Origin of the sequence: Starkeya sp. ORNL1 (assembly GCF_012971745.1) — a bacterium.
Lineage (GTDB): Bacteria > Pseudomonadota > Alphaproteobacteria > Rhizobiales > Xanthobacteraceae > Ancylobacter.
The window spans coordinates 1,295,652-1,312,081 of record NZ_CP048834.1 but is presented as its reverse complement, the minus strand read 5'-3'; the positions used below and the strand labels follow the sequence as shown (position 1 = coordinate 1,312,081).

The following is a 16,430-nucleotide window of genomic DNA, read 5'->3' as shown; positions in this document are numbered from 1 at the left end:
ATGAGGCGCGTCGTCGTCACCGGTCTCGGAATGGTGACGCCGCTCGGCTGCGGCGTGGACACCACCTGGGGTCGCATCCTCGCCGGTGAAAGCGGCGCCCGCCGCATCGAGAACTTCGAGGTCGACGATCTGCCTTGCCGGATCGCCTGCCAGGTGCCGCGCGGCGACGGCTCGAACGGTTCCTTCAATCCCGATCAGTGGATGGAGCCGAAGGAGCAGCGCAAGGTCGACGACTTCATCATCTATGCGATGGCGGCGGCGACGCAGGCGCTCGATGACGCCGGCTGGCACCCCGAATCCCATGAGGACCAGTGCGCCTCCGGCGTGCTCATCGGCTCCGGCATTGGCGGTCTCTCCGGCATTGCCGAGACCTCGCTGCTCCTGAAGGAGCGCGGGCCGCGCCGGGTCTCGCCGTTCTTCATTCCCGGTCGGCTGATCAATCTCGCCGGCGGCTATGTCTCCATCACCCACGGCCTCAAGGGGCCGAATCACGCGGTCGTCACCGCCTGCTCGACCGGCGCGCATGCCATCGGCGATGCTGCTCGCATGGTCATGCTGGGCGACGCCGACGTCATGGTGGCCGGCGGCACCGAATCGCCGATCAGCCGCATCGGCATGGCCGGCTTCGCCGCCTGCCGCGCGCTCTCCACCGGCTTCAACGACACGCCGTCCAAGGCCTCGCGCCCTTATGACAAGGACCGGGACGGTTTCGTCATGGGCGAGGGCGCCGGTGTCGTCGTCGTCGAGGAACTCGAGCACGCACTCAATCGCGGCGCCAAGATCTATGGCGAGATCGTCGGCTACGGCCTCTCCGGCGACGCCTATCACATCACCGCCCCCGCCATGGATGGCGACGGCGCCTTCCGCTGCATGTCGATGGCGCTGAAGCGGGCCGGAATCTCGGCCTCGGAGCTCGACTATATCAATGCCCACGGCACCTCGACGCCGCTCGGCGACGAGATCGAGCTCGGCGCGGTGCAGCGCCTGGTCGGCAATGCCGGGGCCAAGGTCTCGATGTCCTCGACCAAGTCGGCGATCGGCCATCTGCTCGGCGCCGCCGGCGCGGTGGAGGCGATTTTCTCGCTGCTGGCGATTCGCGACCAGGTCGTGCCGCCGACCATCAATCTCGACAACCCCTCCGTCGATACCCCCATGGACCTCGTGCCGCACACGGCACGCGAGAAGACTGTGGATTACGCGTTGTCGAATTCCTTCGGTTTCGGCGGCACCAACGCTTCTCTTGTCGTCCGTCGCTACACCAACTGACCGTGCTTGGGTGAGGGCGGGAGCTTTGCCGCTGCGGCAGGCTTCCCGCTTTCGCCATATTTGAGGTTAGGCTGCGTTCGCGTCGCGCCGCCCGCGAATCGCTACGCGAGGGCCCATGACCGACCAAGCTCCCAAGCCGTCCCGGCCGCCCTCGCGTTGGGCCCGCCACCCGTTCGTCATCGCGGGCAATCTGTTCTTCACGCTGCTGCTGGTGCTCGTCATCATTGGCGGCGGCGCCTTCTGGATCGGCCGCATCCGCTATGAGGCGCCCGGTCCGTTGGCGCAGGACGAAAGCGTCATCATTCCCGAATCGACCGGGCTGATGGACATTGCCGACCTCCTGGTCACCAACGGCGTCATCAACGACAAATGGGTTTTCGTCGGCGCCGCGCTCGGCACCAAGGCCTCGGGCAAGCTCAAGGCCGGTGAGTACGCATTCCGCAAGGGCGCCTCGTCGCGAGACGTGCTTGCCACCATCGTCTCCGGGAAGGTGGTCGAATATACCATCTCGGTGCCCGAGGGCATGACCTCCGACCAGATCGTGCAGCGTCTCGCCGATGTCGACGTGCTCACCGGCACGGTGCGCCAGACCCCGCGCGAAGGCACGCTGCTGCCCGACACCTACAAGGTGACGCGTGGCACCACGCGCGACGACGTGCTTCGCCGCATGGCCCGCGAGCAGCAGAAGCTGCTGAAGGAAGTGTGGGCCGGTCGCAGCCCGGACCTGCCGCTGAAATCGCCGGATGAACTCGTCACCCTCGCTTCCATCGTGGAGAAGGAGACGGCGCAGTCGGACGAGCGCGCCCGGGTCGCCGCAGTGTTCATCAACCGGCTGAACAAGAAGATGAAGCTGCAGTCGGATCCGACCATCATCTACGGCATCGTGCGCGGCAAGGGCCGGCTCGACCGGCCGATCACCCGCACCGACATCACTACGCCGACGCCGTTCAACACCTATGCGATCGAGGGCCTGCCGCCGGGCCCGATCGGCAATCCGGGCAAGGCTTCGCTGGTCGCCACCGCCAATCCGGCGCAGACCAAGGATCTCTTTTTCGTCGCCGACGGGACCGGCGGCCACGCCTTCGCCGACACGCTCGACGGCCACAACAAGAACGTCGCGCGCTGGCGCCAGATCGAGAAGGACCAGAAGGCCGATCCGGCCCAGATCCCCGCGGGTACTGGAGGCAATACCGGCGCCACACCTTCCGTGGTCGCGCCCGCCACCTCCGGCGCCGCCACCCCGGCGCCGAAGCCGTCCGCAGTGAATTGAGCAACGGGCGTCGCTCCGCGTGAGCATCCTTCGAGGCCCGGCTTTGCCGGGCACCTCAGGATGAGGTTCATCGCGAAACAAAGAACCACCTCATCCTGAGGTGCGAGCGTAGCGAGCCTCGAAGGATGCTGAAGCCGATGACCTGCGTCGCGTCGCGGCTCTATGAAGACCAATCAACAGCTTGAGGCCGGTACGGTCGGTCGCTATGGTCCCGCCGGCTCGCCGTTCCGTGTGGGCAGGGGGATAAGATGGCGCTTGCGAGCATGACCGGCTTCGCCCGGACCCACGGCACCGCCGGCCCGTGGAACTGGGCGTGGGAGCTCAAATCCGTCAACGGCAAGGGGCTCGACCTGCGCCTGCGCCTGCCGGTCGGCTGGGAGGCCATCGAGGCCCCGCTGCGCCAGAGCGCGTCCCGCCGGCTCGCCCGCGGCAATGTCTCGGCCAACCTGACCATGGCGCGTACCGATGCCTCGGTGAGTGTTCGGGTCAATGAGGACCTGCTGCAGTCGGTCTATGCCGCAGTTGGCCGTGCCGCTGCGGCCGCCGGTGCCCCGGCGCCGGCGCTCGACAGCCTGCTGGGGCTGAAGGGCGTCATCGAGGTTGCCGAGCCCGAGGAGAGCGAGGCGGAGCGCCGGCAGATCGAGCAGGGCCTGCTGGTCGGCTTCGAGGCGGCGCTCGACGCGCTCATCGTGATGCGCAATGCCGAGGGCGCTTCGCTCAATGCGGTGCTGAGCGAGCGGCTTGACGCCATCGAGCGGCTGACCCAGGCCGCCGAGGCCAATCCGGCTCGCCGTCCCGAGGCGATCCGCGCCAAGCTTGCCGAGCAGGTCCGGGTGCTGCTCGACGCCAATAGCAATTTCGACCCCGACCGCCTGCACCAGGAGGCGATCATGATCGCCTCCAAGGTGGACGTGCGCGAGGAGCTGGATCGCCTGGTCACCCATATCGCCGCCGCTCGCGCCATGCTGAGCGAAGGCACGCCGGTCGGTCGCCGGCTGGATTTCCTGGCGCAGGAGTTCAACCGCGAGACCAATACGCTGTGCTCGAAAGCCAACGACGTCTCGCTCACCGCCATCGGGCTGGAGCTGAAGAGCGTGGTCGAGCAGTTCCGCGAGCAGGTCCAGAACATCGAGTGACGCCCATGGCCAAGGAAGCGCCCGTCATTGCCCGCCGCGGCCTGATGCTGATCCTCTCCTCGCCCTCCGGGGCGGGGAAGTCGACGCTGGCGCGCCTGCTGCTGGAGCGGAATCCCGATATCTATCTCTCGGTTTCGGTGACCACGCGCGGCCGCCGGCCGAGCGAGGTCGAAGGCGTGCACTACGTCTTCCTCACCCGGCAACAATTCGAGCGGCTGCGCGATGCCGGCGACCTGCTGGAGTGGGCGGAGGTGCACGGCAATTTCTACGGCACGCCGCGCGAACCGGTGGAAGCGGCGCTGAAGGCCGGCCGCGACGTGCTGTTCGACATCGATTATCAGGGCGCCGAACAGCTCTATGAGAAGATGCGCGAGGACATTGTCGGCGTCTTCGTGCTGCCGCCTTCGGCGGGCGAGCTGAAGACCCGGCTGGAGCGCCGTGCCGAGGATGCTTCCGGCGTGATCGAAAAGCGGCTGAAGAACGCCCGCACGGAGATCGCGCACTGGACCGATTACGACTATGTGCTGGTGAACGAGGACCTCAACAGCACCTTCGTCAATCTGAGCAACATATTGCTCGCCGAGCGCCTGCGCCGCGCCCGCCAACCCGGCCTCGCACCGGTAATCGAGCGACTGGACGAAGAACTGGCGCGGCTGACGGATTGATCTTCACAGCCCAGGCCGTCATTCCCGGCTCGCACCAATGCCGTCATCCCGGCCGAAGGCGAAGCCGTAGAGCGGGGATCGCGTGAAGTCCCGCACAGCACCTACCTACGATCCCGGATCGGCCTACCGTCCGGGATTGTCTGTTGGAGATGATGCATTGTGGTGTTGGCCGGAAGCAGATCCGGGGCCGGCCAGCCCCGGATCTGCGCCCGCCGCTGCGGCCGTTCTGGGATCGGGCGATACGCCCGTCGTCATCAAGGTCCGGCGGCGGGCCGGCTTCGTGTGCTTGTTGACTTGACTGGGCCGCGCGAGCGCGCCCGCAGACAATCCGAAGCCGAGCGAGATCATGCCTCAACCCATCCCGCCGGCCAATGCCGGCCTGCGCATCCTGGGCGCCGATGTCGCCAAGGGCAGCATCGTCTTCCATGACGACCAAACCGGCCGCAGCTGGAGCGCGGCCAACACCCCCGAGAGCCTGGGCGCGGCGCTGGCGCCCTACGCCGGCTATGACTGGCTGATTTGCGAGACCACTGGCGGCTACGAGCGCGCGCTGCTCGAGACGGCGGCCGCGGTGGGCTTGCCGGCCGCCCGCGTGGACGCCGCCCAGGCGAAGGCCTTCATCGCCTCCCATGGCGGACGCGCCAAGACCGACCGGATCGACGCCGCCTGGTTGAGCCGGTACGGCCGCGAACGCGCCGCCACCCTGACGCCCTGGCAAGTGCCCAGCCGCGAACGCGAAGCCTTCGCCGCACGGCTGCGCCATCGTCAGGATCTGCTGGCCCAGCGCACCCAGGCCAAGAACCGGCGCGGCGCTCCAGGCGCCGAACCGCTCCATCAATTGCTGGATCGGCAGATCCACTTCCTCACCAGCCAGATCGCCGAGATCGACCGCCTCATGGCCGAGCAACTCGACGCCGACCCCGACCTGGCGCGCCACGAGCAGATCCTGCGCGCCATCCCGGGCATCGGCCCGGTCGCCGCCCGCACCCTCATCGCCCTGCTGCCCGAACTCGGCCGGCTCGGCCCCAAACAGGCCGCCAGCCTCGCCGGCCTCGCTCCCCATCCCAGAGATTCCGGATCCGCCCGAAAATACCGAAGAATGACCGGCGGCCGCGCAGCCCTGCGCCCCGTGCTCTTCATGGCGGCGCTCTCCGCTGCACGCGCCCACCCAGCCTTGAGCGCCGTCTACCAGCGCCTCACCGCCGCTGGAAAACCAAAGCGCCTCGCCATCGCCGCTGTCGCGCGAAAGCTCGTCGTCATCGCCAACGCTACCCTGCGAGACGCTCAAATCCCTCAGCCAAACTGACTTGATGACGATTGGGGGAGCGAGTGAATTTGTCCTTGCGATCCCTACGCCTTCGTCGCACCCGTGAAGAATCCCTGCAGCTCGGCAAAACCCATCGCGCGCTCGGAGAACCGGAAGGTGCCCGTCGAGCGCATTTCCCGCGCGGCCTCGACGAACGCACCAAAGGCGAGCCGCGCCAGCGCCGAGCCGACGCTGATGCGCTTCACGCCGGCGGCTGCCAGTTCCGCCACGCCGAAGCTCGCGCCCGGCATGCCCATCACGACGTTCACCGGCCGCGTCACCGCTTCACAGACGGTGCGGATCGTGCCGAGATCGTGCAGGCCCGGCGCATAGAGTACGTCGGCCCCGGCGCGCTCGAAGGCCTGCAGACGCCGAATGGTGTCATCGAGATCGGGACGACCCCACAGGAAGTTCTCGCAGCGTGCCGTCAGCACGAAATCATGCGGCAGCGCGCGCCGGGCCTCGACCGCGGCGGCGATGCGCTCGACCGCCAAGGTGAAATCGAAGATCGGATCATCCCGGTCGCCGGTGTGGTCTTCCAGCGAACAGCCGGCAAGACCAATATCGGCCGCGGCCCGGATCGTCTCGGCCGCGCTCTCCGGGCTGTCGCCGAAGCCTTTTTCGAGATCCGCCGAGACCGGAAGCGGCGTCGCTCCGACGATCGCCCGGCAATGGCTGAGCACATCCTCTCGTGGCGTCGCGCCCTCGGCGCCGCCGAGCGAGAACGCCATGCCGGCGCTGGTGGTCGCGAGCGCGGGAAATCCCAGTGCGGCGAGGATGCGCGCGGTTCCTATGTCCCACGGATTGGGGATGATGAAGGTGCCGGGTTCATCATGCAGTTGGCGAAAGGCCGTCGCCTTGTCGTTCATCACGTTCCCCCTCGCTAACTCACCTATGGGCAACTCTGCCACGGTGGCCTGAACAAAGAAAGAACAAGCGCCTATGCGTGGGCCTTTTGCGCGCCCCGCATCGTCACCCAGGCATTGGCCAGCGCCACGAAACCCTCGACCGGGATCTCCTCGGCCCGCGCGGTCGGCTCGACGCTGGCGGCCTCCAGCAGCGCGCCGGCCTCGACGCCCAGGCTCTTCAGGCTCTGCCGCAGCATCTTGCGGCGCTGGCCGAACGCCGCCTCGGTGATGCGCTCCAGCGCGCGCCGCTCGCAGGGCAGGGGCGCGGGACGCGGCACAATGTGCACCACGGACGACGTTACCTTGGGCGGCGGCACGAAGGCCGAGGGTGCGACATCGAAGGCGATCCGGGCGCTCGCGCGCCAGCCGGTCAGCACGCCGAGCCGGCCATAATGCTCCGAGCCGGGCGCAGCGACGATGCGCTCGGCCACCTCGCGCTGGAACATCAGCGTCAGGCTGTCATACCAGGGCGGCCAAGGCTCGGTGGAGAGCCAGCCGATCAGCAGCGGCGTCGCGATATTATAGGGCAGGTTGGCGACCACCCGCGCCGGCCGACCGTCGGCGAGCGCCGCCATGTCGACGGCGAGCGCATCGCCCTCAACCACAGTGAGGCGTCCGGGATAGTGCGCCGCCACTTCATGGAGCGCGGCGATGCAGCGGGCGTCGCGCTCGATCGCGATCACAGTGGCGCCGAGCGCCAGCAGAGCGCGGGTCAGCCCCCCCGGTCCCGGGCCGACCTCGATTACGGTAGCGTCCTTGAGTTCGCCGCTGGCGCGGGCAATGCGCGCCGTCAAATTGAGATCGAGCAGGAAGTTCTGGCCGAGCGACTTCAGCGCCGAGAGCCCGTGCTCACGGATCACCTCACGCAGCGGTGGCAGATCATCGAGCGCGCTCATCGCCCTGCATCCGCCAGCCGCCGCGCCAGCTTGAGGGCGGCGATCAGGCTTGAAGGGTCGGCGCGGCCGGTGCCGGCAATGTCGAACGCGGTGCCGTGGTCGGGCGAGGTGCGCACGAAGGGCAGGCCGAGCGTGACATTCACCGCGCGGTCGAAGGCGAGCGCCTTGATCGGCGCCAGCACCTGGTCGTGATAGGCGCCGATGGCGACGTCATAGGTCTTCCGCGCCGCCGCATGGAACAGCGTGTCGGCCGGCAGCGGTCCTCGCACATCGATGCCCTCCGCCCGCAGCGCCTCGACCGCCGGGCGCACCACCTCTTCATCCTCGCGACCGATGGTGCCGTCCTCGCCGGCGTGCGGATTGAGCCCGCAGACCACGAGGCGCGGACGGGCGAGGCCGAAGCGGCGCTCATAGTCGCGCGCGACGATGCGGCCGGTCTCGACCAGCAACTCCCGGGTCAGGAGCCGCGGCACTTCGGCGAGCGGCACGTGGATGGTTGCCGGTACCACTGCGAGTTCCTCCGACCACAGCAGCATCACCGGGCGCAACGGCGGCTCGCCGGCAAGGTGGGCGAGGAATTCGGTGTGGCCGGGAAAGCGGAAGCCCGCCTCATAGAGCACGGATTTGGCGATCGGATTGGTGACGAGCGCGGCGGCCTCTCCGCTCTGCACCAGGCCTGCGGCGGTCTCGATGGCGATGCGCGCCGCCGCGGCGCTGCTGCCGTCCGGCCGGCCCGGCGCGGCGGTGGCTTCGGGGCCGGCCGGCAGCACGGGGAGGGCATCTCCGAATTTCGAGGCGGCATCGGCCCGAATCGCGGTGGCGAGCGGCACGTCAAGGCCGAGCATAGCGGCGCGCCGCTCCAGGCAAGAAGGATCGCCGACGACGATGAAAGGCGGGATATGGTCGGCTTCGCGGCGCAGCCAGGCGGCGAGCGTGATATCGGGCCCTATGCCCGCGGGCTCGCCAAGCGAGAGCACGAGGGCCTGCTGTCGGGAGGTGCGAAGCCGCTGTCCGGCGGTATCCGGCTTCAGTGTGTTGGTATCGATCACGTTCATGAATCTGGGTCCACTCGATCCAGACCAGGGCGATCGAGCACCGTCGAGGCGGCAGGCGGCGTCGGGTGTCAGCGGTATTCGATCAGCGCACCCTTGCGGGCTTCCTCCAGCAGGCGGGCGGATTGCTGCTCGAACTGCTTGGTCTGCAGCTCGCTCTGCACTTCCTTCTTCTGCACGCTGTCGCCGACCACTTCGCGCTTGTTGCAGATCGCCACCATCTCGATGCCCGCACGGGTCACCTCCGGCGGCGTGGTGCGGCCGATGGGGGTGTCGTCGAGGATCTTGCGCAGCGGCGCGGCGACGTCGGGCGAGGTACGGATGACCGGATCGCGCACCACCACCTCGCGCATCGCGCGCGCCTCGGCGACGCCGGCGTCGCAATCATTGAATTTGGCCCGTAGCGCGTTGGCTTCGGCCAGGCGCTGCGCCCGCGCCTGCGGTGGGGCGGTGCGCCCGACCACCAGCACGATCTGGCGGATGGTGTACTCGGTGGCGCGCTGCGCCTGGGTGGTGTCGGCGCCCTTGGCGTTCAGCGCGGCGAATACGTCGGAATCGCGTACCGAGGTGGCCGAGGAGAAGCGGCCACGCACATAGCTGCCCCACACATAGTCGGCATTCAGCTTGCTCTTCATGATGCGGTCGCTGAGGCCCTGCGCCGCCAGTGCCTCGGAGAACTGGGCCGCGGTGCGCCCGCTGCGGCTCGCGATGCTGGCGAACATCTTGTCGATGTCGCCCGCCTGCATCTCCACGCCGAAGCGCTGGGCGGTGAAGATCTTGAGACGGTCGTCGATCAGCTGGTCGAGCGCCTGCTTCTGGGTCAGCGTCTGGCGTTCGGTGAGCTGCATCAGCTTGATGCGCTGGGCGACGTCGAAATTGGTGATGGGCCGACCCTGAACCATGACCAGTATCTGCTGGGCCGAGGCCGGGGCGCCGCCTGCCAGCGCCAGCATCGCCAGCCCGAGGATGGCCGCGGCGCCGAGACGGAACGTCCTTAAGGTGATGCGCGCCCCGCGCACGCTGCGGATATCGGTGATGGGGATGCCGGCGACAGCCGTGCCGACTATGAGCGTGCCGATCTTGCGCATGGTGTGCGTCTTCCTCGAACCCGGCCGCAGGCGGCGCCGTGCCCCTCGCTCGCTCGCCCAGCCTGCCGGCTAGCTTCTGCGGAGTGCTTGTGGCGCCAATGCGACGTCGGAGCCTCTATACCCCGGATGTGCCGCCAAGACCGAGTATGATTCGATCGCAAAAGTCGTTCAACTTTTGCGGATCATGCCCAGGCCGCCCCGGCGCGCCCCCATCGGTGGTTCTTGCCGGCCCGGCTCATTCGGAGTCGAGCGTCGAGCCGATCTTGGTTGAGAAGCCGCCTTCGCCGAGCGTGCGCAGGCTGATCTTGAGCAGGAAGGTGTCGACCCGCTCGCGATTGCCGCTCTCGGTGTAGTCGGACTGGTAGCTGAAGCTGAGGCCGAAGCAGTCGTTGATGAAGCTGATGCCGACCACGCTGTAATCGACCTCGCTCTCCTCGAGATTGTAGCGCAGGCCGCCGAGCAGGCTCCAATTGTCCGTCAGCTTCATCGTGCCGGTGGTGTAGACGCCCTCGCGCCGGTCGTAGAAGCCGAGGTCGGGCTGCGCTTCATAGAAGCCGTAGAGCGCGCTGATGGTGAAGCGGTCGAACGCGGTGCGTCCCTCGAACTCGAAGCGCTGCATCGACATGTCGTCATTGTCGAAGCGGAAGCGGCTGATGAGGGCGAGATCCTTGTTCGGCGCGTAATAGACTCGGGCGACGTAGTCCGACTGGTCGGTCTCCAGGCCGGACTCGGCACCGGTATTGGCCATGTCGTCAATGGCGTAGGAGTTCTGGCCGGCGAGCTGGTAGGACTGCCCGAACAGCGCATTTATCTGGCCGGCACCACGAATGTTCGCGGTGTACTGGATGCCGACATTGGCCCGGGTGCCGCCCTCGACCCGGTCATAGCCGGAATATTTGTTGATCTCGAACAGGTTGGTGTCGTCGAACACCAGGCTCTGGGCATCTTCGTTGGGGAAGCGCCCGATCTGGCTCTCGTCCGGCCGCACGATCACCTGGGCGATCGGCTCGATGGTCTGGGTGCCCCAGTTCTGCACCGAGATGAAGGGATAGCGGTATTCGAGGCCCACCGCCGGCATGGCGCGGATCAGCGACTCGTCCTGGCCGCCACCCACCAGCCAGGGCGCATCGTCGGGGGACGATTCCACGGCGGCAACATCGACCTGGACGTTCAGGAACGGCGTCCACATCTGGCCGGCCGAATCGACGATGGTGCGCTTCCAGTTGGCCTCGCCCGACAGGCGCGTATAGGTGCCAGCAATGCCGCGCAGCAGGCAGTCCTTCGCAGGATCCGGTGTCAGCGCGAGGTCGCACTCATTGGTCGCGCCCTCGATCAGCTGGGGCACGACGAATTCCGGCGAGGTGGCGCGCAGGTCCGCTTCGTCGCGGGTCAGGCTGGTGAGGTTGAAATTATAGCTGAACTGGCCGCCCCAGACCGGCTCGTTGAGCACCTTGCTGTAGTCGACGACCGGATGGATGACCGGGAGCTGGCCCTGGTCATCAAATTCGGTCAGGCCGGTGAAATACATCGCCCGGGCGTCGAAATAGGAGCGGTCGCCCTGGCCGACGAGAAAGATCTGCGAGACCACTTCCTTGGACTTGTGTTCGATCAGATCATAGTCGCTGAGGAAGGTCTGGTCGGAAAGCAGCCAGCCATCCCAGCCCCAGTACCACTGCTTGTTGATGTTGAACTGGCCGTGGGTCTCCACCAGGCCGCGCTGGTCGCGATAGCCGGGCGTCGGGTCGGGTATGCCGTTCGTGGTGTCGTAGAAGGCGTCCTTGTCCAGCTGGTCGATGCCGGCGGCGCGTACGCTGTACGCGCCGGTCTCCAGCCGGTGGCGGAATTCGCCGTCAAGCAGCAGGCCCTGCTTGGAGGTGACCAGCGGGGAGAAGGTCACGTCCATGTTCGGGGCGATGTTCCAGAAATACGGCGTGCTTACGCCAAAGCCGATCTCGGTGGTGTTGATGAACTTCGGTACCAGGAAGCCGGACTTGCGCTTCACGGTCGGATCCGGCGCCGAGAAATAGGGCAACCAGGCGATCGGCACGCCCATGAATTCGAGCCGCGCATCCTCGAAATAGATGGTCTGCTCGGATTCGTTATGGATAATCTTGGCGGCCTTGACCTGCCAGAGCGGCGGCTTCTCCGGATTTTCCTTACAGGGCTCGCAGGGCGTGTAGGCGCCGCTAGTGAGCGTCGTGGTGTTGCCGCCGGTGCGCTCCGCGCGGGCGGCGGCGAAATGCATGTTGTCCGGCGTGTCGATGCGCAGCGAATTGACGAAGCCGGTGCTGAAGTCCTGGGCGAGGTCGAGGTTCTCGGCGGTGATGAGCTTGCCGTCGCGATCCTTCAGCCGGACATTGCCCTCGGCGCGGAGCCGGTTGTTCTTGCGGTCATAGACGACGCGTTTCGCCTCGAGCACCGCGCCGTCATAATAGATCTGGACATTGCCGACCGCCGCGACCTCGTCGCGCCGATAGTCGTAGACCAGCTCGTCGGCGGTCACGAGCATCTTGGCGTTCGGGTCGGTCTGGCGGCGGGCGATCATGTCGCGCGCTGCTGCCGACGACGGGCTGGGGCCAGTCGTCGCATCCCGGTTCGTCGAGCCCAATCCACGCTGGAAATTGCCGACGGTGTCGCCAAACACCGGCTTGGTGGCGTCAAAACCTTGAGCAAAGGCTTGGCTCGCCGGGCCCATTATGCCCAGCGCACCCAAAACCACCGTCAGGAGCGGCCAACAGACACGACCCGCGAGAGCGCCGTGGCGCTTCGCTTCCCCTGGCCGAGCCTGGCCGGCGTATACGCTGCCGACCTTCATCCGTCCTCCCGGTGAAGCAGGATGAGAACCCCCATCAATGCCCCAACGACTGCTGGAAACCACGCTGCAATAACGGGATACACGACCCCTGCCTCCCCGAGATCCTCGGCGAGCTTGGTTGATACATAAAGCAGAAAGCCGGCCGCGACGCCACCGAGAATCGTCTGACCGATACCGCCAAAACGGAAGACGCGCAGGCTGACTGACGCAGCGATCAGCACCATCGCCAGCAATAGCAATGGCCGGGCGAGCAAGCTCTGATACTGCAGCTCATAGCGGTCGGCGCCGAAGCCGACGCGGGTCGCGGCATCGATAGCCCCCGGCAAATCCCAAAATGAGACAGTCTCGCTCTGCAGGCTCTCCTGAACCTGATTCGGAGTGAGGTTGGTGGCGACGACATATTGGTCATACGTCTGTACCCCGATACTCGGGGTGAGCACGCGGGCCTCGCTCAGTATCCAGGCACCGGATTCGAGCTTCGCGCTGCGCGCCTCGATGCGTTCCGTGAGTACGCCCTTCGGATCGAACACGAACACGGTGACGCCGGAGAGCTGGCGTCCGCCATCGGCCTTGGCGGCAGCCTGGATGATGGCCTGGCCGTCGACGCTCTGCTGGCGGATCCAGAAGCCGCTGTTCGAGGCGGAGAACAGCCCGGTCTGGCGGTTGAAGATCTGCGCCTCGATCTGGTTCGCCTGTTCCTTGAAGGTCGCGGACATCGGGTTGTAGACCGCGGTCGACAGCACTCCGAGCGTGACCGCCGCCAGCGCCGCCGGGCCGATGAACTGCCAGGCCGAGATGCCCGCGGCCCGCGCCACCACGAGTTCAAGGCGTCGCGACAGCGTGAGGAAGGTGCCGATGGCGCCGAACAGCACCGCGAACGGCAGCAACTGCTCGGTGAAGAAGGGGGCGCGGTAGAGGATAAGCAGCAGCAGCGTGGTGGTGTCGACGTCGCGTTCGCCGACGCGGCGCGCCATCTCCAGGAAGTCGACCAGCATGATGAGGAACACGCAGCCGACGAAGATGCCGAGCACGGAGCCGAGGAAGCGCCGGCCGAAATAGAAGCCCAGGGTGCGCCCGATCATGACGGGCCTCCCACCGGGGTTCCCGGGACGTGCGTGTTCGCGTGCCGCATCAAGCGCCTGTCCATGGCCGGCTCAGTTGACCGTCGCGCGCACGACGCGCTGCGCCATCGCGTCGAAGAAGCGCGACACCGCCGCCGGCGCACGCGGCTTGAAGCGGCCGGACAGCACCAGCGCGCTGCCGAGCAGCACCACCAGCGGCACGATATAGACGAAGGGAACGATTCCCGGCTGCCCGCGTATCTGGTTGATCAGTCCGAAGCTCGCTATTTGCAGCATGACCACCCATGGAATGGTGCCGGCGAGCGCGAGGCCGCGCCCCTCGCGCGTGGTGCGCGGCTCGGCCAGCGCGGCGATGGCGATGCTGAAGAAGGCGAGCACATACAGCGGCAGCGACAGCCGCCGGTGTATTTCTTCGGTATAGCGTCCCGGCTCCTTCTTGTAGCCGGGATCGGTCGGCGAGGGGTTGAGCAGGGCACCGAAGCTCAGTTCGGGCGGGCGCAGCGACGGTCCGTCCTTGGAATTGGCAAAGGGCGAAAGATCGAAGGCGTAGCGCTGGAACTCCACCACATTGCTGTTGCTCTCGTTCTTGCCGATGGTGCGGCGGTGGATGGCGCCGTTCTCCAGGATCAGGAAGGTACCGTTCTCGGTGTCGACGATCTGGCCGCGATCGGCGAGATAGGTGCTCACCTCGTTCTCGTCGCTCGCGTCATTGATGAAGATGCCGCCGAGCACGCCGGTGGAGTTGCGCTCGCGCACATTGAAGACGATGCCCTTGGCGAGCGTGGTGAACTTGCCGGGCTGCGCGATGAAGGCGACGACGTCGGCGCGCACCCGCGTGATCTCGTAGCGGAACTGCCGCATCGCTGCCGGCACCACTTCCAGCGACAACAGGGCGCACAGCACCGCCACCAGCAAGGCAAGCGTGATCAGCGGGCGCAGGAAACGGCCCGTGGAGATACCGGCCGAACTCGCCACCACGATCTCCGAATCACCGTTCATCTTGAACAGCGTGTGGGCGACGGCGATGAACAGTGCCGCTGGCGCCAGCGCCAGCACCAAGGCGGGCAGCGCCAGGCCGGTGATGAAGATGAAGGCCAGGATGGTCTGGCCCTGGGTCGTCATGATGTCGAGTTCGCGCAGGGCCTGCGTCACCCAGATCATGCCGGCGAGCACGACAATGGTGCCGACGAAGGCGCTGCCCGCCATCCGGAACACGTAGCGGTCGAGCCGTGTGATCATGCGGCGCATTCCATCGTCAGTTCCGGTCGCTCAGCTTTTGGCTGATCCTCTCCGCCGCCGCGCGAGATGAATAGGCGCTGGCGCCGCCGTTCGCAAATCAAACGCGCAACCATATGAGAACGTGCTGCCTTGCATGGTCTCGTCGCGGCGTCATCGTTCGGTTAAAGATGGCCCAGAAGGCCGCGGAAACCGAAGGTGCGTGATGTCCGAGTCCATAAAGATCAATTTTGCGAAGCTGCCGGCGGCGCCGGAAGGCATCGTCATCCTGCTCGCAGGGGAGGGCGTCACGCTCGGCCCGTCGGCCGAGGCGCTGCTGGCGCCGGCCGGCGACCTGCTCACTCGTGCCGCCGCGGCCGAGCGATTCGAGGGCAAGGCCGGCAGCGCGCTCGATCTGGTGGCGCCGGCGGGGCTCAAAGCCTCCCGCCTGATCGTCGCCGGCGTCGGCAAGCCGGGCGAGATGAAGCCGTTCGACTGGCTGAAGCTCGGCGGCGCCGTCATGGGACGACTGCCGGCCTCCGCCCGCGAGGCAGCGGTAGTACTGGAACTGCCCAGCGCCACGGTCTCGCCGGAGGCTGCGGCCGAGTTCGCACTGGGCCTCAGGCTGCGCGCCTATTCCTTCGACCGCTACAAGACCAAGAAGAAGCCCGAGGACCAGACCGCCAAGCCGAAGGTCACACTCTATATAAGTGATGACTCCGCCGCCAAGCGAGCCTGGCGCAAGAAGGAAGGCATCGGCGAGGGCGTCACCATCGCCCGCGACCTCGTCAATGAGCCGGCCAACGTGCTCACTCCGCCGGAGTTTGCCCGCCGCGCTGAGGCGCTGGAAAAGGTGGGCGTCGACGTCGAGGTGCTCGGCGAGAAGGAATTGCGCAAGCTCGGCATGCGGGCGCTGCTCGGTGTCGGCCAGGGCTCGGCCCAGGAAAGCCGCGTCGTCGTCATGCGTTGGGATGGCGCCAAGTCGGATGCGGCGCCCGTCGCCTTTATCGGCAAGGGCGTGGTGTTTGATACCGGCGGCATCTCCATCAAGCAGGCTGCCGGCATGGAGGACATGAAGGGCGACATGGCGGGCGCCGCCTGCGTCGTCGGCCTGATGCATGCGCTGGCCAGCCGCAAGGCCAAGGTGAACGCTGTCGGCCTGATCGGCATCGTCGAGAACATGCCCGATGGCAACGCCCAGCGCCCGGGCGACATTGTCACCTCGATGTCCGGCCAGACCATCGAGATCATCAATACCGACGCCGAGGGCCGCCTCGTGCTCGGTGATGTGCTCTGGTACGCCAAGGAGCGCTTCAAGCCGCAATTCATGGTCGACCTGGCGACGCTCACCGGCGCCATCATGGTGGCGCTCGGCACCGAGAATGCCGGCCTGTTCTCCAATGACGACACGCTCTCGGTGCGGCTGACCGAATCTGGCCTCGCCACCGGAGAGAAGGTGTGGCGCATGCCGCTCTCGCCCGACTACGACAAGCTCATCGATTCGCGCTTCGCCGACATGAAGAACACCGGTGGGCGCTTCGGCGGCTCGATCACCGCGGCGCAGTTCCTGCAGCGCTTCGTCGGCGAGGTGCCATGGGCGCATCTCGACATCGCCGGCACCGGCATGTCGTCGCCGGCTTCCGAGTTCAACCGCAGCTGGGGCTCGGGCTGGGGCGTGCGCCTGCTCGACCGGCTGGTCGCCGACCACTACGAGAGCTGAACGAGCCGGAG

General features: G+C 66.9%; 13 protein-coding genes. 6 read left to right on the top strand and 7 right to left on the bottom strand.

Annotated features, from left to right (window positions below; all coding sequences use genetic code 11):
• The 5 genes from fabF (at position 1) to G3545_RS06370 (ending at position 5,643) form a co-directional block, all read left to right on the top strand.
• Complete coding sequence (gene fabF, locus G3545_RS06390; protein ID WP_170010901.1) at positions 1-1,266, top strand: beta-ketoacyl-ACP synthase II; 1,266 nt, start codon at positions 1-3, stop codon at positions 1,264-1,266.
• Positions 1,267-1,381: 115 nt separating this feature from the next.
• Entirely contained in the window at positions 1,382-2,536 is a 1,155-nt protein-coding gene (mltG, locus tag G3545_RS06385) for an endolytic transglycosylase MltG (RefSeq protein WP_170010899.1), read from the top strand.
• 248 nt (positions 2,537-2,784) lie between these two features.
• The gene (locus G3545_RS06380) at positions 2,785-3,672 is read left to right on the top strand and encodes a YicC/YloC family endoribonuclease (protein WP_170010897.1); all 888 of its coding nucleotides are present in this window, start codon (positions 2,785-2,787) and stop codon (positions 3,670-3,672) included.
• Between the two features lie 5 nt (positions 3,673-3,677).
• Positions 3,678-4,337: a guanylate kinase gene (gmk, locus tag G3545_RS06375; RefSeq protein ID WP_170010895.1), complete on the top strand. Its 660-nt coding sequence runs from the start codon at positions 3,678-3,680 to the stop codon at positions 4,335-4,337.
• Between the two features lie 346 nt (positions 4,338-4,683).
• Positions 4,684-5,643, top strand: a complete 960-nt coding sequence (locus G3545_RS06370) for a transposase (protein ID WP_170010893.1) — start codon at positions 4,684-4,686, stop codon at positions 5,641-5,643.
• Positions 5,644-5,687: 44 nt separating this feature from the next.
• On the opposite strand, the gene G3545_RS06365 is transcribed toward G3545_RS06370, so the two are convergent.
• From G3545_RS06365 to lptF, 7 genes are all read right to left on the bottom strand, one after another.
• Entirely contained in the window at positions 5,688-6,512 is an 825-nt protein-coding gene (locus G3545_RS06365; RefSeq protein ID WP_170010890.1) for an isocitrate lyase/phosphoenolpyruvate mutase family protein, read from the bottom strand.
• Between the two features lie 71 nt (positions 6,513-6,583).
• Positions 6,584-7,447: a 16S rRNA (adenine(1518)-N(6)/adenine(1519)-N(6))-dimethyltransferase RsmA gene (rsmA, locus tag G3545_RS06360; protein ID WP_170010888.1), complete on the bottom strand. Its 864-nt coding sequence runs from the start codon at positions 7,445-7,447 to the stop codon at positions 6,584-6,586.
• Positions 7,444-8,502, bottom strand: a complete 1,059-nt coding sequence (pdxA, locus tag G3545_RS06355) for a 4-hydroxythreonine-4-phosphate dehydrogenase PdxA (RefSeq protein WP_170010886.1) — start codon at positions 8,500-8,502, stop codon at positions 7,444-7,446. Before pdxA ends, rsmA begins: the two co-directional genes overlap by 4 nt.
• A gap of 68 nt (positions 8,503-8,570) precedes the next feature.
• Entirely contained in the window at positions 8,571-9,587 is a 1,017-nt protein-coding gene (locus G3545_RS06350; RefSeq protein ID WP_246702715.1) for a peptidylprolyl isomerase, read from the bottom strand.
• Between the two features lie 235 nt (positions 9,588-9,822).
• A complete protein-coding gene (locus tag G3545_RS06345; RefSeq protein WP_246702714.1) occupies positions 9,823-12,132 on the bottom strand; it encodes an LPS-assembly protein LptD in 2,310 nt (769 codons plus the stop codon).
• A gap of 266 nt (positions 12,133-12,398) precedes the next feature.
• Entirely contained in the window at positions 12,399-13,484 is a 1,086-nt protein-coding gene (gene lptG / locus G3545_RS06340; protein ID WP_170010882.1) for an LPS export ABC transporter permease LptG, read from the bottom strand.
• 72 nt (positions 13,485-13,556) lie between these two features.
• Entirely contained in the window at positions 13,557-14,723 is a 1,167-nt protein-coding gene (gene lptF, locus G3545_RS06335) for an LPS export ABC transporter permease LptF (RefSeq protein ID WP_246702713.1), read from the bottom strand.
• Between the two features lie 202 nt (positions 14,724-14,925).
• On the opposite strand from lptF, the gene G3545_RS06330 reads away from it, so the two are divergent.
• Complete coding sequence (locus G3545_RS06330) at positions 14,926-16,419, top strand: leucyl aminopeptidase (RefSeq protein ID WP_170010880.1); 1,494 nt, start codon at positions 14,926-14,928, stop codon at positions 16,417-16,419.
• Positions 16,420-16,430 lie beyond the last annotated feature (11 nt).